Below are 16377 nucleotides of genomic sequence, written 5' to 3' on the forward strand. Positions count from 1 at the left end.
GTTTTTTATTCTTTCCCTCCTTTTTCCACAATACTCAAGAAACAAACCTATTTCATTCACAACTTAACTCTTCTTCAAAAAGCACCAAAACATGAACTATTTTACCATGTACTCCACTCAATTTAGCAAGCTGGACTTTTTCCGCCGAGCGCATCAAAAACACGCCCATTTCCGCCTGTTGATTTTGCTCAGAAAGCATCACACATGGGATTGCCGCAGCCACTAAAATCTGTCGGCCAGCTTCACTCAAAGGCAAATAAGCTAGTTTCGGGCGTACTTTCTTGCCAACTTCTATACAAAAACACTTCGAAAGTTCGTCATCTTGCATGTTAAGATAGCGCTCGACAAAATTTTCCGCTTGCTCATTCCATTTAAAAATCGCTCTCACATTCCCATCTTGCTTGCTTTCTGCACTCAAAAACCCCGCTCTGCAAGACGTACACAGCCATGACTCTGTTGTCGTGCTGAAAAGATTGGCAAACCGAAGTGGAACTCGAACTTGATTTCCACATAATAAGCAGTTACTCACTAAGCAGCCCTTCTTTCACACCAAGCGCATTCATCATTTTGATGTGCTTGATCGCGCGCTTCATTTCTCGTGTGCGCCCGTGATGAAAAAAGAAAACCTCACCAGTTGGGGAGCTAACTTTCCTTCCGGCGCGTCCAGCAATTTGTACGAGCGCTGCTTCCGTAAAAATGGCTCCCTCACTTCCAAAAACAGCCACTTGAACATCTGCAAAAGTTACCCCGCGTTCCAAAATCGTTGTAGAAAGTAAAATCGCAGTTTCACGTTTGCGAAAACGCTCCACTTTTTCTTTTCGTAATTTATCGGCCGAATGGACCGTTTCAACGTTCAGATAACCAGCTTGTTCAAGCGCCACTTTCACTTCATACATAACTTCAATTTTTGGAAAAAACAGCAAAATTGGCTTATCATTTTGTTGGTGCTTCCGAAGCCAATCAAGGACCTTCCTACAAATTTGTTTTTTCTTAAGCAACTTGGCCCAATCTCCAATCCAAATAAGTTCTGGCACCGGCAACTTATAGCCATGATAACGTGCTGGAATTTTCACATGTCGCCTTGTTCCTTTCTCACACTCATCCTGCCAAGCTTTTTCAGGCGTTGCAGTAATATAAATCTCCGTTCCTTTTTCTGCCCTTGCTTTACGAACCGCATATTCCAAAAAAGGGTCTTTCGCATAAGGAAAAGCATCCACTTCATCAATAAAAAGCACATCAAAATAACGATAAAACCTGATCAACTGGTGTGTCGTCGCAATCACAAAACGCTCACCTCGAAATTTATCCTCCGAATCCCCATACAAACAAACGAGCGGCACATCTGGGAAAACCTCTCGAAACCGCGGCAACAATTCAATACAAACATCCACACGTGGCGAAGCAAAGCAGACACGCAACCCTCGCTCAAAAGCCGCTTCAAGACCACGAAATGTCATCTCCGTTTTCCCGGAACCCGCTACTGCCCACAAAAGCAAAGGTTCTAACCGTTCAACTGCCGAAACAACCGCATCCGCTCCCTTCTTCTGCGCTCGTGAAAGCTCCCCGTCCCATTTGAGCGCCTCATTCAAGAAAATCCGTTCACTTTCCTTCGCCTCCAAATAATGGAGGCACGCCGATTTTTCCACTCGCTTCATCATAAGACAATTTCGACAATAAAGATCACCCCGAAACGTTTTTCCAAATAAACTGGGGGTGTTAATTCCCACAGCGAAAACAAAATGGCTGCTTTTCATTCCCAGTAATTGCTTGCCTACTTTGTAGCCCGTCCGGATGCGCATTAAGTTCGTCATCTAAATACAAAATCCCTGGATACATATCTTCACCTCATCTGATTTAGTTATACCTGATTTCAGCTTTTTTTGCAGAAAGGAAAATGCTGTTTTGCGACCCCAAAACCATCAAATTCCCCATAAGAAAAACGTGATTTTCGAGTTCGAAAATCACGTTTTATTTGGCAAATAAACTATTTTAAGCTTTTATTTGATTGACCACGTTAATCCTAATGCGCCTTCTCCGAGATGGGTACCGATCACTGGCCCAAAATAGCTAAGGTGAAACTCCACCGTAGGAAACTTCTCTGCTAATTCTTTAAGCCACGCTTCTCCTCTTGCAGGAACGTTGCCGTGAATTACATAAGCTTGTTCTGCTTCACCATTTTGTACCGCTTGATCAAGAATTTCTTCAATCCGCTTTAAAGCTTTCTTCTGGGTACGCACTTTTTCAAAAAGAACGATATGCTTATCTTCAAAATGAAGGATCGGTTTAATTTGAAGCAAACTGCCTATCATCGCTTGTGTTCCTGTTAGTCGTCCACCGCGTTGTAAATTATTCAAATCATCTACCATAAAGTAAGCATCCATGTTTTGCTTCATTTTTTCAAGATAGGCTAATATTTCATCCGCACTTTTCCCTTGTTCTGCAAGCGAAGCTGCTTTTAAGGCAAGCGAACCCTGTGCCATACAAGCAAGTCCAGAATCTACAGCAAAAACATTCAAGCCCTCCACCATTTCTCCTGCAGAAACAGCATTTTGAAACGTTCCACTAATGCCACTTGTCAAGTGCACGGAAATAACCGTGTCAAATCCTTCTTTTTTAAGCTCTTCAAATACTTGAACAAAATCTCCAGGTGCTGGTTGCGAAGAAGTTGGAAAATCTTTGCTTTCTTTGATTTTTGCATAAAAATCATCCGTTAGCAGATCTACTTCTTCTTTATAAGACTTTCCATCAATAATGACCGAGAGCGGAACCACACGAATATCATACTTGCGGATGGCTTCCTGCGGCAAATAAGCCGTACTATCTACAACAACTGCAATTTTTTCTTCAACCATTTTATTTTCCCTACACCCCTTAGCGAATATACACCCAACCGTTCTTAATCGCTGTCACAACTGCCTGAGTTCGGTCGTTTACTTTCATTTTTTGTAAAATACTACTAACATGATTTTTTACTGTTTTTTCACTAATAAATAAAGTTTCCCCAATTCCACGATTGCTTTTGCCATCTGTTAAAAGTTGCAATACTTCACACTCTCTATGTGTTAAGATATGAAGTGGCATTTTTACTTCCGGCTGTTGGTAACCATACGCGCCTTGTGCTGTATTTGTACTTGCAAGATGACGGTATTCACGAATCAATTTGATAGCTGCCTTAGGATGAATGTAGGCTCCACCTTCATCCACAATTTTTATCGCTCCAACTAATTCCTTTGCATCCATTTCTTTTAGCAAGAAGCCAACTGCGCCAGAACGAAGTGCTTCCGTTACATATTCATCAGAATCATGAATCGTTAAGATGACCACTTTAATGCTTGGGAATTGACGAACCAACATTTCCGTCGCATCCAAACCGTTCACGGTGGGCATATTAATGTCCATTAAAACAATATCAGGCTTATATTCCCTTACTTTCGCAACAATATTTTTTCCATTTTCTGCTTCAGCTACTACATCAAATGAATCTTCAAGTTCTAAAATCCGCTTAATTCCCTCACGGAATAGTTGATGATCATCAACAATCATAATTTTGAGAGTCATACTAACGATTCCTCCTCGCATAAGTTTCCTTCTTCATATTTCTCTGTATTTTCAAAGTAGCATTCTGCCGTCCCTTTATTCGACTGATTTCATGCCTGTTTTATTCTTCCCTCAAACTATTTCCTTTTCTCTTCAAATTAAACAAAATAAGCGCAAAAGTATAATTCGTTTTGCCTATATAAAAGAGTAGAGGAGACTTTTTATCTATCTAAAGTAATAGTAATCTTTATTATAACATGAATTTGCTCCTACTTCACTTAGAATGGGGGGCGTCTTTAAAAAATCTTATATATACATCCCCGATCATTTCCGCTAAAATAGAAGCATAACTTAGCTTTTCAACTGAGGAGGCTCTTATGTTAGATCATTATTTGACAATCCGTGAAGAAGGCGAGCATGAAATCGTCATCCAAAAATCGCGGTTTATTTGCACAATTGCTCGCGCCTATTCGGAAGAAGAAGCTCAGGGTTTCATTGCTAAAATAAAAAAAGAACACTGGAATGCTACTCATAACTGTTCGGCATACTTAATTGGTGATCGCTCAGAATTTCAAAAAGCAAGCGACGACGGCGAACCAAGTGGCACAGCCGGCATCCCGATGCTTGAAGTTTTAAAAAAGAAGAATTTGCAAAACGTCGTGGTTCTTGTCACACGTTATTTTGGTGGTATAAAGCTTGGAGCTGGCGGTTTAGTTCGCGCTTATGGAAGTGCTGTAAGTGAAGCTTGTCACGAAATCGGGATTGTGGAGCGAAAATTAGCCACACTCATCTCATTCACGATCAGCTATAGTCAACTTGGGAAATTTGAAAATGTACTTGGACAAAAAGGTTATAGCATTGCTGACAAAGTATTTACCGATGTTGTGACTCTTTCTGTGTTTGTTGACCAAGACGATATCGAAGCATTTCTCATGTGGATGACAGAAGTTTCAAATGGTCAGGTTCACTGCACACTTGGTGAGAAAAAATACTACGAAAAGGATGTATCGCAATGAATGCTCATTTTTTAAGTGCTTTGCCCGATCAGTTTACTACTGACCGACTCTTGCTCAAAAAAACAACACTTCAAGATGCTTTCCCACTTTTTCAGATTTGGTCGGACAGCGCTGTTGCTGAATATATGAATATCGAAAAATTTTCCTCCGTTTATCAAGCCGAAGAGATGATAAAAGCGATTGCCGCTGAGCCGGATGCCATTCGGTATACCATTTTCAGTCAAGAAAAAGTGATTGGGTCTTTTGGAATTAATGAAGTTAATGTAGCCAATAACACTGCTGAAATCGGATATGAGCTTGCTAAAAACTATTGGCGTAAAGGCATTATGACCGAACTTCTTCGTTACTTCTTGCCTTTGCTGCAAAATAAACTTCATTTTTCTGGAGTTTATGCAAAAGTAATCCCTGAAAATACGGCTTCTACTATTCTACTTAAAAAACTCGACTTCGAAATATCTGGTGAAGCTCAGGAGTGGGATCAAGACAACAAACAACTGAGCACTGTACTAATTTTCGAGCACAACTTCAAAAAGACCTCCACGTTCTAGGGTTACATTTTTGAAAGGTTGCCAGTTTTTTATTTCTTTTTAATCAGTTTCGAGTATAATAAAAAGATGGCAATTGTATTACCTGATGGTAGTTACCTTACAAAATTAAAGAAATCGTAATTTTCACGTAACAAAAAGTTCCGTGTAAAATGATACAATTGATTTTGTTGTGTTTGTTGTTAGCAAATCGAAAACGACAATTAAGGAGAAAATAATATATGGAAAATGGCTTTAATGGACGAAATCGAGCGTCCAAATATAAACGCCGCCGCAGAATTCTTTACTGGATTTTAATTCCGTTTCTACTTTTAATTCTTGTAGGAGTGGGTTATGGAACCTATCTTTTCAGCAAGACAAAGCTTGCGGCTGATAACTCTTTTGACGACGTACGAAACGGCCAAGCTTCAACGCTTAGAACCAAGGATATTGAACCCATTAAAGATAGTTTTTCTGTTTTAGTTATCGGTGTAGATACGAGTGAAAAACGCTCGTCTGACGGGAGACCACGTAGTGATTCACTGATTTTAGCTACATTTAACGTGAAAGACGCTCGCGTTGAAATGACAAGCATCCCACGAGATTCATACGTTCATATTGATTACCCGAAAAAAAATATAGATACTTATACAAAGATTAATGCCGCTCACGCTTATGGCGGTCCAGAACTAACCATGAAAACAGTAGAAGAAAAATTTCAGATTCCAATTGATTATTATGTTCGTTTCGATTTTGATGCTTTCTTAAAAATCGTAAATGCATTAGATGGGATCGACGTGGATGTTCCTGTTTCCTTCACAGAACAAAATTCTAAAGATGAAGCTGATGCAATCAGTTTGAAAAAAGGGAAACAACGACTGGATGCAGAAGAAGCTCTGGCGCTTGCACGAACAAGGCATATCGATAATGACATTGAACGTGGAAAGAGACAACAACTCATTATTAAAGCGATTGTTGATGAGGCGACCAAAATCACATCTATCAATAAATACTCCAGTATTATTGATGCTGTTGGCGACAATATGAAAACGAACTTGTCATTCAATCAGATGATCTCGATCGCCAAATTTTCAATGACCAATAATATTAAAATGAAATCACTCAACTTAAAAGGTACTGATGCTCCACAAAATGGCGTTTATTACTACCAACTTGATGAAAATTCAGTTGAAAGTGTCGCAAACAAATTCGCCTCTGAGTTGAATATCTCAAAACCTTTCCCAAATGCACTGCCTTACAAAGATTCAAAATCTTCATCAACTGCTGATTCTGAATAAAAATTACAAAAAAGCGAGCCCACTTTTGATACTCAAAAGTGGGCTCGCTTTTTAGCTTCACTATTTACGTTTTCGATGAATTTTTTGTAAAATATTTAAAAGTGGACGATAATCTTCTCCAACAAGCCCAATAAATTCAACAATAACCTCTACACAGATAACCATGAGAAGCAACAATATAATTGATCCCCATGCAGTAGAAACTGAAAATACAAAGGCTGTTAAAGAAAACAATAATGCCATACTATAAATTAACAAGACAGTTTGTCTTTCCGTAAATCCAAGCGCCATTAAACGATGATGGATGTGGGAACGGTCAGCTGAAGAAATCGGCATTTTCTTTTTCAGCCGGCGAACAATCGCGAAAAACGTATCTGACACGGGTACCCCAAGAATAATAAGTGGAACAAGTAACGAAATAAAGGTTACATTCTTAAAACCCATAAGCGAAAGAATCGCAATCATATAGCCAAGAAATAATGAGCCCGTATCACCCATAAAAATAGAAGCCGGCGGAAAATTAAAGATTAAAAAAGCAAAAACAGAAGCCACCAAAAGGATAGCAACAGGAGCGACAAAAGCATCTTTCAAAAGAAGTGCCATGCCCGCAATTGTGGTTAGTGCAATAATGGATACACCGCCAGCCAGTCCGTCCAAGCCATCAATTAAGTTCACAGCATTGATAATGGCAATAATCCAAATAATAGATAGTGGAATCGAAAACAAGCCAAAATCAAGCTGTCCATAAAACGGGACATTAATGAATTCAATTGTTACATTTCCCCAAATCGTAACACAAAGCGCTGCCACAACTTGACCTATCAGTTTAATTTTAGGTGAAAGCTCAACAATATCATCTACAACTCCTGTAAAAACTATAATCAAAGCCCCAATATATACAGGTAAAAAGCCCGTCCGGTCAATCGGAGCCAAAAAGAAAGCTATTGAAAAGCTAATAAATATAGCTAGCCCACCAAGTGTTGGTGTAATTCGCTTATGATTATGTCGTTCACGTGGGGCATCTACAGCACCTACTGCGTTTGCAAACCTACGAACGACAGGAATAAGAAGAACCCCTAGCCCAAATGCCAAAATGATCCAAATATACAAACTGATTTCAGCTCCGATCTTTAATCTAGCAAAATAGTTTCAACTGACTCTGTAAAGCGCTTTAACGCTTGCTCATCAATCTCAACACCAATTCCCAATCCCTCTGGGACACAAATTTTCCCATCTACAAGTTCAAAATTATGTCTCACTATATCTTGTTTAAAATATCGACTAGTCGCCGAAATATCTCCTGGAAACTGAAATTCATTCCGCGCAGCAAGCGCTACATTATATGCCCGACCAACACCAGCTTCGAGCATTCCGCCACACCAAACGATCATTCCGGTTTGTTTACAAAACTCAGCAATTCGAAGGGCTTCTCGTAGTCCTCCAACTCGAGCCATTTTCAAATTAATCGCCCGACAACTTCCAAAAGCATGAGCTTGCTTAACATCCTCCAGACTTCGAATATTTTCATCTAGACATACTGCTACTTTTTCTAACTTATCTTGAAGTTTAGCATGTAACCACAAATCTCGCACACCAAAAGGCTGTTCAATCATTGTGATATTTAACCAGTCCAATTTCAAAAGTTCATTCAGATCTTTTTCCTCATACGCAGAATTAGCATCAGCTAAAATTGGTAGTTCAGGGAATTCATCACGAATTGCTTTTAGATAAGAAAAATCCGCTCCAGGTTTAATTTTAACTTTTACTCTATTATAACCTGCCGAAACATAAGCATGAACTTTCTCCACAAGCAACCGTTCATTTTTTTGAATTCCTATGCTCACTCCTACTGAGATTTCTTTTCGCTGCGCTCCAATAAAATGAGCTAAACTAATTTTTTGTCTTTTAGCAAATAAGTCGTAGCAAGCAGATTCAATAGAGGATTTTGCCATCTCGTTTCCTCTAATCCAAGCAAAGAACTCGCTTACTTCTTCCGCACACTTGATTTCTTTTCCCCTAAGCTCTTCTAACAAGAGACTTACGACTACTTTTTTAGCACCCTCGAGCGTTTCTTCCGTATAATCAGGAAGCGGAAAAGCTTCTAGCTCCCCGTAGCCTACATTTCCAAGCTCATCCTCAAGCGCAATTAAGTAAAAACTCTTTTCTCGCAATAATCCATAACTTGTTCGAAATGGGGTCAAAAGTGGCAAATGAACTTTATATAAAAAAGCTTTATTTAGCTTCATTTATTTACACTTTCTTTCCTTTTTCTTTCTCGATTAACTACCCGCAAAAATTGCGGAAGGGCTAAAAACCTTCTCCACCTCGTTGGATTCGTAACAATCCGATATAACCACTCAAGACGCATCTTGATCATAATTTTCGGTGCACGTTTAGCTGTTCCCGACAAAATATCAAATGAACCGCCAACCCCCATAAAGACTCCCTTTGAAAAAGACTGGTAATGTGAAGCAATCCAGTTTTCCTGTGCAGGGGAGCCCAACGCAACAAATATAAAATCTGGTTCGCATTCCTGAATTTCTTGAACAATTTGTTCACTTTCACCATCAGAAAAGTAGCCATGTCTACAGCCCACAACTTGAAGCTGTGGATAGCTTTCCTCAAGCACCAATCTAAGCGCTTGACTAACTTCTGGCTTAGCTCCAAGAAAAAAGATTTTTAATTTTTTCTGATTAGCATGCTCTAAAATCCCAATCATAGTGTCAAATCCAGTTACTCGCTCATTCAGCGGAAGCCCTAGTTTTTCTGCAGCTAATATAATCCCAATGCCATCAGCAGTAATATAATCCGCTTGCAAAATTGTTTCTTTAAATTGAGCATTTTTCATTGCGCTCATTACGATTTCAGGGTTTGCAGTTACAACAAATTTTTTTTCCCGATTTTCCGCTTTTTGAAGCAGCTCTTCAACAAATTGCTGCTGGGTAGTACGATAAAACGGAACTCCTAGGATTTCCACTGTTTTCTTTTCCATAATAAACTCCTAAAAAAATCTATACATTCAGTTTATCATAAAAACACCTAGCTTCCTATTCCAAGTTCAACAAAAACGACTAGAAACTAGGATTATCCCCTATTATTTATATTTTTAGTGACTCACTGTTCACTATTTTCTTTCGCATTTGACTCTTTCTTTTTTAAATTCTCTCTATTTGAGCTCAAATAGCGAATTTTCCTTGCTAAGACTTCTACTACAAATACTCGTTTTTCTTCTTTGTTAAGATAGCTTCTGGTTTGTAATTCCCCTGCTACACCAATAAGAGTTCCTTTATCACAGTAGTTTGCCATTTCTTCAGCTCGCTTTCCCCAGACGACACAGGGGATAAAATCTGCATCTTGTTCATGCCGCTTAGCTTTACCAAAACGATTTAATGCTAAGGTAAAGTTCAACACTGTCTTATCATCTGAAGTAAATTGCAATTCTGGATCCTTAGTCAACCTTCCAACTAAAGTCACTTGATTAATCATAATTGTTAGCACCTCTTTCTTAGATTTAAATGCTAGTTTAACTGCAACTTAATCACTTGTAAAAACATAAAAAAATACTTTTGTCGTCCTAATGCCTTATAAAAAAATTCTTTTCTATTTAAATAAAATCCGTTTTTCTTAGTCAGATATTGAACCAAAATCTTTTTTTAGTAAGTTGGACAAATTACTAAGGCATGTTACTATACAAAAAACCCGATCCATAAATGAATCGAGTTCTCTTATTTATTCAGCATCACTTAAAGCGACCATTATCTCCGCTTCACAAACTGTTTCTCCTTCGACACTTGCTTTCACATTTGCTTTCGCAATTGAAGCTCTAAACCTTGTGATTTCAGCCTCTAAACGAAGCTGATCCCCAGGAATTACTTGCCTTTTAAAGCGACATTTATCAATCCCGGCAAAAAGTCCAATTTTCCCTTGGTTTGCTGGATCCTGAATTACCGCTAAGCCACATGCTTGTGCTAACGCTTCTACCACTAGAACACCTGGCATAACCGGATACTCTGGAAAATGACCGTTAAAAAACGGTTCGTTAGCAGTTACATTTTTAATAGCCACCACTCGCTTTCCTTCTTCCAATTCAATAACTCGATCCACCAGTAAAAATGGATAGCGATGCGGTAGCAACTCTTTAATTTGTTTAATATCTAACAAATTTATCCCTCACTTCATTTGAAAAATTAAAGCCAACTTCGTTTTTTTCTTCCTAATGACTCTAGTAAAACACCTGTACCTAGCGCCACAACATCAAGCGGACGTTCTGTTACTAGTACGGGGACTTTTAACCTCTCAGCCATCAAGTCTGTAAGACCGTGGAGTAGCGATCCACCACCAGTCATAATAATTCCACGATCAATGATATCTGCTGAAAGCTCTGGAGGTGTTTTTTCTAATACTTGACGAGCTGAATGGATAATACTCTCTAATGATTCATGAAGCGCTTCTTCAATCTCATCACTAGAAATTGTGATTGTCTTTGGCAATCCACTCACTAAATCACGACCACGAATTTCCATCGTTTCTGATCTAAAACCAGCTACAGCAGTTCCGATTGTCATTTTTAACGTTTCTGCTGTACGTTCACCAACCAAGAGCTTATATTTTCTCTTTATGTATTGTAAAATATCTTGATCCCATTGCGTACCAGCCACTTTAACAGATTGGCTAGTTACAATTTCACCCATGGATAAAACAGCAATATCTGCAGTTCCGCCACCAATATCAATAACCATATTGCCACTCGGTTCAAATATTTCCATCCCAGCTCCAATTGCAGCTACTTTAGGCTCTTCTTCTAAGAAAATTTGTTTACCTCCACTTTTCTCGGCTACTTCACGAATCGCTTTTTGCTCCACAGAAGTAATATTTGTTGGACAACAAATTAATACTCGAGGGCGCGAGAAAAATGTTCTCAAATTTAATTTTTGCAAGAAGAAATGAAGCATCTCTTGAACCATATCAAAATCAGCAATAACCCCATCTTTCATTGGTCGGATAGCCGTTATGTCTCCTGGGGTTCTTCCTACCATATTATACGCCTCTTCACCAACAGCAAGTACACGGCCTGTTTTATTATTAATTGCAACAACTGAGGGTTCATTTACGACAATCCCTTGTCCTTTTACATGAATTAATACATTTGCTGTTCCTAAGTCAATTCCTACATCTTTTGCCAAAATTATTCCCCTTTCTTCGGTGTGACGAACTTTCTTCTTATCTCATTTTGAATTATAGCACAATTTATATCCCGCTGAAATGCTTTTCTTTACTTAATTTAGACTAAAAAAAAGAGACCTTAAATAAGGTACTCTTTTCAATGCAAAATTCAACTTATTACTTCATTTCAAAAACAGCCTCAAGACCTTTTTCTTTGATCACTTGGTCATCCACACGTTCAATATCAGCACCAAGCGCTCTAAGTTTCAAATGGAAATCCGTATAGCCACGATCTAAGTATTTTAACTCAGTAACTTGAGTATATCCATCTGCTTCCAGTCCAGCAAGAACGAGCGCAGCCGCAGCTCGCAAATCAGTTGCAGCTACTTCAGCTCCTTGAAGTTTAGCAGGACCATTAATAATCACAGAATTGCCTTCAATTTTCATATCCGCATTCATGCGTCGCATTTCTTCTACATGCATGAATCGATTTTCAAAAACAGTTTCTGTCATAACGCTTGTTCCTTCACTAAGCATTTGAATAACCATCATTTGAGATTGCATATCAGTTGGAAATCCCGGGTGGGGCATTGTTTTTACATCTACCGGTTTTAACTTGTCTGGGCCAATTACTCGTAGCCCATTAGCTTCTTCAATAATTTGAACGCCCATTTCTTCTAATTTTGCAATTAGGGAGCTTATATGTTCAGGAACAGCATCTTCTACAAGAACATTTCCTTTTGTGATAGCCGCTGCAATCATAAAAGTCCCAGCTTCGATGCGATCTGGAATAATGGAATGTTCTGTAGCTGTCAATTCCTTAACACCTTCGATGCGAATAACTTCCGTTCCTGCGCCAATGACTCTTGCGCCCATTTGGTTCAAGAAATTAGCTAAATCAACAATTTCAGGTTCACGTGCAACGTTTTCGATGACAGTCGTCCCCTCTGCGAGAGTGGCAGCCATCATAATATTTTGAGTGGCACCAACGCTTGGAAAATCAAGATAAATTTTTGCTCCTAACAATTTTTCAGCCGTGGCTTCAATATAACCATTTTCTATTTTAACAGTTGCTCCCATCGCTTCAAAACCCTTTAAGTGTAGGTCAACAGGTCTCGAACCAATTGCACACCCACCAGGAAGAGCCACGCGAGCTTTACCAGTACGAGCAAGTAGCGGCCCCATTACTACAATTGAAGCTCGCATTTTTCGAACATATTCAAAAGGCGCATCAGATGAAATTTCACCTGTTGCATCCACTGTCACAATATCATCTTTAAATTGAACATCAGCTTGCAAATACTTTAGCACTTCATTGATCGTATAGACATCTGATAATCTCGGTACATTGCTAAGCACACTAGTTCCTTTGCTTGCTAAAAGCGTAGCAGCAATTACAGGTAAAACCGCATTTTTTGCCCCTTCAACTTTCACGCTGCCGTTTAACTGTTTTCCGCCACGAACTATTATCTTTTCCAACGCTATCCCTCCGTACTACTCAAACTTCTAAACACTTCTATGTCAACTATTTATCTTTGTCATCATTTCGTAAAATATAAGCACCTTGATCATTTTACCATCATTACGTATTACATTCAACTTTCTTTTCCCGGGACAGCAAGTTATTTTAATTAGGCTAAACCTTTGTCCTTATAATTATTCACAAAAAGTAGCCTTTTTAAACACATTAATCAAAAGTTATGCACTAATTGTCGAAAAACAGCTAGAAAATCGATGAAAAAGCTACTTAACAAATAGCCAATTACAATCGCAAAAATCGCAAAAAGCAATCTTGCTTGTACAACATGATTTTTTCTTAAAAATTTTTCATAGTTAATGGATTGCAGCGCCCAAAACGTGATGATTATAAAAATCAAATGTGAAAAAATTACCGTAAGAGGTTGTTCCATAACGATATTGTACAAATCTATTCACTCTCCTCAAAACATTCTTTTACATTCTATCAAAAATAAGGCTCGAAATACATTTTCTTGCCCTCAAAAAAACTCTCAACCTTTTTGGTTGAGAGTTTTTTTATATTAATGATTTTTCGCGTGAATTCGGTTGATTGCTTTTTGAAGAGCAACTTGTGCCGTAATGGCATCAACCTTCTGCTCTTTGGCTTCTTTCAATCGTTGTTCAGCACGTTCTTTGGCACGCTCAGCGCGGTCAACATCAATATCTTGCTCACGCTCAGCTGTATCAGCCAAAATATTTACTTCTTCACCGTTTACTTCCATGAATCCTCCATTTACAGCAATCCACTCTTCTCCTGAATCTTGTTTCAAGCGAACAATATCAATTTTAAGCGGAGCTACAAGTGGAACGTGTCCATGCAAGATCCCTAGCTCGCCAGCTTTTGTTCTGGCAATCACCATATTTGCATTACCTTCAAAAACAGGGCCATCTGGAGTAACGACACTTACTTTTAATTCGCTCATACGTATCTCCTCCTGTTTTTATCAGACTTCAATTCCTTGGCTTTTTGCTTTTTCAAGGACTTCTTCAATGCGTCCCACAGAACGGAAAGTATCTTCTGGAATATGATCGTACTTACCAGCTAGAATATCTTTAAACCCTTTAATTGTTTCTTTTACTGGGACATAAGAACCTGGTTGCCCAGTAAATTGTTCGGCCACGTGAAAATTTTGTGACAAGAAGAACTGTACGCGACGTGCACGTGCAACTGCTTGCTTATCGTCGTCAGAAAGTTCATCCATACCTAGAATCGCAATAATGTCTTGCAATTCACGATAACGTTGCAGTAATTGTTGTACCTGTGTAGCCACTTCATAGTGTTCTTCCCCAACAATTTCAGGAGAAAGCGCACGCGAAGTAGAAGCTAACGGATCAACCGCAGGGTAAATTCCTTGTTCTGTCAATTTACGTTCAAGGTTAGTCGTTGCATCCAAGTGGGCAAATGTAGTTGCAGGAGCTGGATCAGTATAGTCATCGGCCGGCACGTAAATTGCTTGAATAGATGTAACAGAACCAACGTTTGTTGAAGTAATCCGTTCCTGCAATTGTCCCATTTCTGTTGCAAGCGTTGGTTGATAACCAACGGCAGAAGGCATGCGCCCAAGCAGAGCGGATACTTCTGAACCGGCTTGAGTAAAGCGGAAAATATTATCAATGAAAAGTAGCACATCTTGATGTTCTACATCACGGAAGTATTCCGCAATAGTCAATCCTGTTAGTGCAACACGCATCCGAGCACCAGGTGGTTCATTCATTTGTCCGAATACCATCGCTGTTTTTTCGATAACACCAGATTCTTTCATTTCGAAATAAAGGTCATTACCTTCACGTGTACGTTCACCAACACCCGCAAACACAGAAATACCGCCGTGTTCTTGTGCAATATTATTGATCAATTCTTGGATAAGAACGGTTTTACCTACACCCGCGCCACCAAACAGACCAATTTTACCACCTTTAACATAAGGAGCTAGCAAATCAACAACTTTAATACCCGTTTCTAGAATTTCAGTTGTTGTTGATAGTTCGTCAAACGTAGGGGCAGAACGGTGGATTTTATTACGTTTTACGTCGCCTTCAATCGGCGCATCTAAATCAATTGTATCGCCTAAAACGTTGAATACACGTCCAAGCGTCACTTGACCAACAGGAACCGTTATCGGGCTCCCTGTATCAATTACGTCCATTCCTCTTTGCACACCATCAGTGGATGCCATCGCAATTGTACGAACAACATCATCACCCAACTGAATAGCTACTTCTAAGGTAAGACTTCTTGTAGTTTTTTCTTCTGACTGAGCTGGATACTCCACAGTAAGGGCATTGTAAATTTCAGGCAGTTCACCGCCGTCGAATTTCACATCGACTACTGGTCCCATTACTTGGATTACTCGTCCTTTCGTCATGCGATTATTCCTCCTCACTTACCTTCCCAAAAGGGTTCGCATGGGTTGAAGTCGGCTTCAAATAGCACAAATACAAGCTATTCGAGTGCGGCCGCACCACCAACGATTTCGGTAATTTCTTGCGTGATCGCCGCTTGGCGAGCACGGTTATATTGAAGCGATAGGTCACTAATTAAATCGGATGCATTATCTGTTGCGCTGCGCATTGCTGTCATCCGAGCAGCATGTTCAGCAGCTTTGGCATCTAATAACGCACCAAAAATTAAGCTTTCCACATATTGTGGTAGCAAAACTTCTAAAATTTCTTGTTCCGATGGTTCAAATTCATACACCGTCATATCATGCTCTGCTTCTTCTCCTGCTTCATGAAACTCAGTAAGCGGAAGAAGCTGTACATTTCGGAGTTCATTTGAAATCGAGTTGATATGGTGGATGTAATGAATAAACAACTCATCATAAACACCATCTTCAAACATTTGAACAGCGTTGCTTGCGATGTCTTTGATTTCGGCAAAAGCCGGGTGATCAGAAAGCCCTTCGATTTCTAGAACGATATTCATCCCACGAGCTTTGAAAAAATCTCGTGCAGTCCGCCCTACAACAATGAGTGCATACTCATCACTTGAATTATGCTTCGTTGTAATATCCTGATACACTTCTTTAATGACTGAGCTGTTATAAGAACCAGCAAGTCCTGTATCAGAAGTAATCACGATGTAACCTGTTCGTTTTACAGGTCGTGAAACGAGCATTGGGTGATCTGAGCTATTTCCCGTTGCCGCAACATTTGTAACGACATCACGAATCTTCGAAACGTAAGGTGCATAAGCTTTTGCGTTCGCTTCAGCACGACCCAGTTTAGATGCGGAAACCATTTGCATAGCTTTTGTGATCTGACTGGTTTTTTTCGTCGAATTAATTCGCTGTTTAATATCAATTAAAGATGCCACAGATT

At 39.3% G+C, this 16377-nt stretch carries 17 protein-coding genes and 1 pseudogene; 3 read left to right on the top strand and 15 right to left on the bottom strand.

Features of this window, described 5'->3' with window-relative positions; all coding sequences use genetic code 11:
- Positions 1–52: 52 nt before the first annotated feature.
- The 4 genes and pseudogenes from UR08_RS12045 to UR08_RS12060 form a co-directional block, all read right to left on the bottom strand.
- Positions 53–529, bottom strand: coding sequence for a hypothetical protein (locus tag UR08_RS12045; RefSeq protein WP_133296355.1), 477 nt, complete (start codon positions 527–529; stop codon positions 53–55).
- Positions 522–1836 (bottom strand): annotated as a pseudogene (locus tag UR08_RS12050) (ATP-dependent helicase ComFA). Before UR08_RS12050 ends, UR08_RS12045 begins: the two are co-directional and overlap by 8 nt.
- Positions 1837–1997: 161 nt before the next feature.
- Positions 1998–2852, bottom strand: coding sequence for a DegV family protein (locus UR08_RS12055; RefSeq protein WP_115753920.1), 855 nt, complete (start codon positions 2850–2852; stop codon positions 1998–2000).
- 19 nt (positions 2853–2871) lie between these two features.
- Entirely contained in the window at positions 2872–3558 is a 687-nt protein-coding gene (locus UR08_RS12060) for a response regulator transcription factor (RefSeq protein ID WP_036073168.1), read from the bottom strand.
- 356 nt (positions 3559–3914) lie between these two features.
- Between UR08_RS12060 and UR08_RS12065 the strand changes: the two genes are divergently transcribed.
- The 3 genes from UR08_RS12065 to UR08_RS12075 all read left to right on the top strand — a co-directional run bounded on the left by UR08_RS12065 (position 3915) and on the right by UR08_RS12075 (position 6375).
- Positions 3915–4553 carry a YigZ family protein gene (locus UR08_RS12065; RefSeq protein ID WP_115753921.1) on the top strand — a complete coding sequence of 213 codons (639 nt, stop codon included), beginning with the start codon at positions 3915–3917 and terminating at the stop codon, positions 4551–4553.
- On the top strand, positions 4550–5101 hold the full coding sequence (locus UR08_RS12070; protein ID WP_115753922.1) for a GNAT family N-acetyltransferase: 552 nt from the start codon (positions 4550–4552) through the stop codon (positions 5099–5101). The genes UR08_RS12065 and UR08_RS12070 overlap by 4 nt, the downstream gene beginning before the upstream one ends.
- A gap of 218 nt (positions 5102–5319) precedes the next feature.
- Positions 5320–6375: an LCP family protein gene (locus UR08_RS12075; protein ID WP_115753923.1), complete on the top strand. Its 1056-nt coding sequence runs from the start codon at positions 5320–5322 to the stop codon at positions 6373–6375.
- Between the two features lie 60 nt (positions 6376–6435).
- Here the strand turns inward: UR08_RS12075 and UR08_RS12080 are convergent, their stop codons facing one another.
- The 11 genes from UR08_RS12080 to UR08_RS12130 all read right to left on the bottom strand — a co-directional run bounded on the left by UR08_RS12080 (position 6436) and on the right by UR08_RS12130 (position 16372).
- Entirely contained in the window at positions 6436–7485 is a 1050-nt protein-coding gene (locus UR08_RS12080) for a glycosyltransferase family 4 protein (protein WP_115753924.1), read from the bottom strand.
- 20 nt (positions 7486–7505) lie between these two features.
- On the bottom strand, positions 7506–8621 hold the full coding sequence (gene menC / locus UR08_RS12085; protein WP_115753925.1) for an o-succinylbenzoate synthase: 1116 nt from the start codon (positions 8619–8621) through the stop codon (positions 7506–7508).
- Entirely contained in the window at positions 8618–9367 is a 750-nt protein-coding gene (locus UR08_RS12090; RefSeq protein ID WP_115753926.1) for a WecB/TagA/CpsF family glycosyltransferase, read from the bottom strand. The genes menC and UR08_RS12090 overlap by 4 nt, the downstream gene beginning before the upstream one ends.
- 122 nt (positions 9368–9489) lie before the next feature.
- Positions 9490–9861, bottom strand: coding sequence for a single-stranded DNA-binding protein (gene ssb / locus UR08_RS12095; protein ID WP_115753927.1), 372 nt, complete (start codon positions 9859–9861; stop codon positions 9490–9492).
- 243 nt (positions 9862–10104) lie between these two features.
- The gene (gene fabZ, locus UR08_RS12100) at positions 10105–10536 is read right to left on the bottom strand and encodes a 3-hydroxyacyl-ACP dehydratase FabZ (protein WP_115753928.1); all 432 of its coding nucleotides are present in this window, start codon (positions 10534–10536) and stop codon (positions 10105–10107) included.
- Positions 10537–10562: 26 nt separating this feature from the next.
- Entirely contained in the window at positions 10563–11558 is a 996-nt protein-coding gene (mreB, locus tag UR08_RS12105; RefSeq protein WP_115753929.1) for a rod shape-determining protein MreB, read from the bottom strand.
- A 157-nt stretch (positions 11559–11715) separates the two neighbouring features.
- A complete protein-coding gene (gene murA, locus UR08_RS12110; RefSeq protein WP_115753930.1) occupies positions 11716–13017 on the bottom strand; it encodes a UDP-N-acetylglucosamine 1-carboxyvinyltransferase in 1302 nt (433 codons plus the stop codon).
- Between the two features lie 212 nt (positions 13018–13229).
- On the bottom strand, positions 13230–13463 hold the full coding sequence (locus UR08_RS12115) for a DUF1146 family protein (RefSeq protein ID WP_115753931.1): 234 nt from the start codon (positions 13461–13463) through the stop codon (positions 13230–13232).
- Positions 13464–13577: 114 nt separating this feature from the next.
- Positions 13578–13979, bottom strand: a complete 402-nt coding sequence (locus UR08_RS12120) for a F0F1 ATP synthase subunit epsilon (protein ID WP_115753932.1) — start codon at positions 13977–13979, stop codon at positions 13578–13580.
- A 21-nt stretch (positions 13980–14000) separates the two neighbouring features.
- Positions 14001–15422 (bottom strand): F0F1 ATP synthase subunit beta, encoded by a 1422-nt coding sequence (gene atpD, locus UR08_RS12125; protein ID WP_036073182.1) that lies wholly within the window; start codon positions 15420–15422, stop codon positions 14001–14003.
- Between the two features lie 77 nt (positions 15423–15499).
- Positions 15500–16372, bottom strand: a complete 873-nt coding sequence (locus UR08_RS12130; protein ID WP_115753933.1) for a F0F1 ATP synthase subunit gamma — start codon at positions 16370–16372, stop codon at positions 15500–15502.
- Positions 16373–16377: the final 5 nt, after the last annotated feature.

The organism is Listeria kieliensis (assembly GCF_003369925.1).
Lineage (GTDB): Bacteria > Bacillota > Bacilli > Lactobacillales > Listeriaceae > Listeria > Listeria kieliensis_A.